The sequence below is a fragment of the Exiguobacterium alkaliphilum 12/1 genome, assembly GCF_000714435.1.
Taxonomy (GTDB): domain Bacteria; phylum Bacillota; class Bacilli; order Exiguobacteriales; family Exiguobacteriaceae; genus Exiguobacterium; species Exiguobacterium alkaliphilum.
On the sequence record NZ_JJMW01000026.1, the window covers coordinates 1 to 3,392 of the forward strand.

The window sequence follows — 3,392 nt, forward strand, 5'->3', positions numbered from 1 at the left end:
GATGAGGATGAAAATGCAATTCTTTCAAGTTTAAATTCTGGAAAGTATAATAGTGTCTTTTTAAGTGTAGCATTTATAACATTTGCTAATGGCGGAGATAACATTGGAATATATGTTCCTTTCTTCTCTACTTTAACCATGAACCAACTAGCAGTAACGGTTATTACTTTCTTTATTATGGTTGCGATTTGGTGTTTTATTGGATATCGTTTGGCAGCTTTTAAACATGTCTCTGAAACCTTAGAGAATTACGGTAGATGGATTATACCCATTGTCTTTATTGGTTTAGGAATCTATATCATGGTGGAGAACGAAACTTTCAGTGCCCTTTTGAGTTTAATAAATTATTAAAAAATAATCTGAACTGCCCCCTGTCAAGTAGACAGTGGAAATAATAAAAGTGATTTAAGCGGCTTTCGCTCTATATTCTTTAGGGCTGAGGCCGTTTAATCGTTTTTGGTATCTTTCGTGATTATAAAAATAGATGTACTCATTTATGGCAATGTTAAGTTCTTCAAAGGTCTGATACTTATGTAAATAATACTTTTCACATTTTAACGTGCCGAAAAAAGATTCCATTGGTCCATTATCAATACAGCGACCAACCCGTGACATACTTTGAGTCATTCCTGCCGACTCTAATTTACGCTTGAACGCCTTAGAGGTGTATTGGAATCCACGATCACTATGAATCAGTGGGTGTTCTTGATGCAATCGTACGATTACCTGGTCAAGCGTTTTAAATACCAGTTGATTATTATTAGAGTGTCCCAGCACATAGCTAATAATGGATCCGTCATAAAGATCACGAATCACACTGAGATAGGCCTTCTTAGATAGGCCATATTTAAATTCTGTCACATCCGTTACCCATTTCTCATTCGGCTTTTTAGCTGTGAATTCACGGTTTAATACGTTCTCTGCCACATGTTGTGGTGACGACTTTTTGTGCCGTTTTCGCTTCTGGCGGAGGACCGAACGGATCTCATGGATACGCATGAGACGATAGATGCGCTTCTCATTGTATGCCGGCAGGCCATGCTGGCGTCGTCTGCGATTGACCGTCATGGTGATCCGTCGATAACCGTAGGTCCCGTTCACCTGGTCGTAGAGGAGGCGGATGTCTTCCAATAGGCTCAAGTTCTCTTCTTCGCGTACCGAGACGGTACGCTTCAACCATTTATAGTAGGCGGCCCGTGAGACCTGCGCGATCTCGCACAGGAGCACGACCGGGAACGTGTCGGTCGTCGACATTTCCTCGATGACCATGTATCGCAATTGTAGCCTGATCTGGCTGATCAACCTCTCCTCTCGATTTCCTCCAACTTTTTTAGGAACAGGTTCTCGGCACGAAGGCGCTCGTTCTCCCGCTCGATCTGTTGAATGCGACGTTCGAGCTTCTCCTCGTTGGTCAGTTCCTCTTCTTGCTTCGTCCGTCCGCGCCGGTCCTCGAGCCCGTGCACGCCGTCGGCGTCATATTTTTTCGTCCACCCATAGACCTGTTGGTACGACACGGTGAATACCTCGGCCGTCCGTTGATAGTTCCGTCCGTTGTCCAGGCAATACCTGACTATCTCCATGCGTTCCTCGAATGTGGTCTTTCTCCCTTTTGTCATAGCTCGATCCATCCCTTTTCTCGAATCTGTTAACTCGCTATGACTAGTATACTTCTTAATCCATTTTCGAAGAACAGATCCATCACTGATTTGATAGTTGGAGAGGACTTCCATCGTGGTGGCCCCGTCGAGGTAGTCACGGACGGCCGCGATTTTCTGTTCCTTGGTGTACAGTTTCCATGTCTTCGATTCCTTTAATGCGTCACTCCCGCCGGTATCGAATTTCACTTTCCACACCCGGAGGGTATTCTCAGAAACGTGATGAGTCTCCATGATTTCCTTCCATGTATGCGTTTCTTCTTCCATCATGCGCAGTGCAGCCAGTTTTTGTTCGATTGAATGCCGACTTCTCGCCATAAAAAAACACTCCCCAATAGAATAAACAGATTTGTTATTTCATCTGTCTACCTATTGGGGAGCATATCAGGATTGAAGTGAATTCTTTTTTTGAGAATATCTATTTTGCTGTTGAATAATCAGTCTATATTTACAAAAGATTCTAAATCAACAAATACGAATGCTTCTTCATAATTTTCATCATGAAGTTTAAATGCGTATCCAGAGTCCTTTTTTTGAATCAACTTCTCTACTTCCGCGACGTGTTCTTCTGAGACTTCAAATCGTTGTTGTATCCGATAAAAGTTAGCATAACGAGATTTTTCTCGCTCACTATTTGTTAACTCTTCCCCAGATATAGGAACAAACATAACCGGCTCAGGTACGTCCGAGACCTTTTCGAAAAGAGAAGTTGGAAGTTGAACACTCCAGTAAAACTGTTGCTCAGTAGAAGTGAATTTTGGACTTAGAATGTTATCTACTGAGAACGTTACGGTTGTGATCAATTCATTGTTTTCTACTTCTTTTTCGAAACTTATAAATGAAAATTGTTGAGCTACCATACTTTCGATGTATTCATTAATAGATACATACTGTGTTGTACCTGAAACATACTGGGTAGTTTGTTCAGTTTTCTCGTTAGACTTCTCCTTACCCAAAGAAGTACTCTTTGATGAATCGTTTTCGCTACATGATGCCAATACTAAAGCAATCGCTAAAACGTATAAAGCAACATATTTTTTCATATATCAGTATGCAAGATTCTCAGAGTAGCTGTAACGGCTATAGTCTGCAGAAACGGCTTTTGATCTTGATACCAAACCATTAGAGTATGTGACTAATTTTCCTGTGGTATCAACACCGATGCTACCATAAACTAATTTCCGCGTGGATTTTGGAGGAATATTAAAGGCGAATTTAGTTGATGTGGTGGTATCCGTCCCATAAGAAACCTCGGCTGTTACTTTTAGGCCATTTTGCAAAATTTTAAATTCTGTTTCACCTGTAAGAGTTCCAGTAGCAAATACACGACGAGAAACCTCATAGTTTACTGTGTCTACAAGAGACGATGTGTTTGTAGCAATATGCGTCCATTTTGGAAGCTTTACTAATGTATTAGTGAGTGTGGATTGATATACTGTTCCATCGTAAACTGGGGCATAAATAGGCACATCATTTTCTACTGCTGACACTGAATTAGGTACTCCTGATAAAATCGATGCGCTCAAAGCTAGTGAACCTAAGATTTTAATTGTTTTTGACTTAAACATTAAAAAACCTCCAATATTTTTTGTGAAAAATCTGGTGAAAATAAAAAATTCTAAAAATCATTGTCTCCTTTACATTAAAAATTTGACTTTTGAACTAAGACTTATTCAAAATATAGCATTTATTTACCATTTAAAATTTGGGATAATATGAGGTGGAGGAGATTAAATT

Annotated in this window: 4 protein-coding genes; 1 reads left to right on the plus strand and 3 read right to left on the minus strand. The window is 40.2% G+C overall.

Annotation, left to right across the window (positions count from 1 at the left end; genetic code table 11):
• On the plus strand, positions 1 to 351 hold a 351-nt coding region (locus RT52_RS06590; protein WP_034816071.1), incomplete at its 5' end, for a CadD family cadmium resistance transporter.
• A 54-nt stretch (positions 352 to 405) separates the two neighbouring features.
• Here the strand turns inward: RT52_RS06590 and RT52_RS16170 are convergent.
• From RT52_RS16170 to RT52_RS16340, 3 genes are all read right to left on the minus strand, one after another.
• Positions 406 to 1,973, minus strand: a protein-coding gene (locus tag RT52_RS16170) for an IS3 family transposase (protein WP_156028789.1) whose coding sequence is annotated in 2 segments (ribosomal slippage) — positions 406 to 1,322 and positions 1,322 to 1,973 — 1,569 coding nt in all. Because the reading frame shifts where the segments join, the coding sequence is not laid out codon by codon here.
• Positions 1,974 to 2,092: 119 nt separating this feature from the next.
• A complete protein-coding gene (locus RT52_RS06605; RefSeq protein ID WP_156028745.1) occupies positions 2,093 to 2,698 on the minus strand; it encodes a hypothetical protein in 606 nt (201 codons plus the stop codon).
• A 3-nt stretch (positions 2,699 to 2,701) separates the two neighbouring features.
• Positions 2,702 to 3,223 carry a hypothetical protein gene (locus RT52_RS16340; protein WP_156028746.1) on the minus strand — a complete coding sequence of 174 codons (522 nt, stop codon included), beginning with the start codon at positions 3,221 to 3,223 and terminating at the stop codon, positions 2,702 to 2,704.
• Positions 3,224 to 3,392: the final 169 nt, after the last annotated feature.

What these genes read in the sequence shown, in the direction of transcription:
- RT52_RS06605 (WP_156028745.1), bottom strand. Translation starts at nt 2,698, where the DNA reads ATGAAAAAATATGTTGCTTTATACGTTTTAGCGATTGCTTTAGTATTG.
- RT52_RS16340 (WP_156028746.1), bottom strand. Translation starts at nt 3,223, where the DNA reads ATGTTTAAGTCAAAAACAATTAAAATCTTAGGTTCACTAGCTTTGAGC.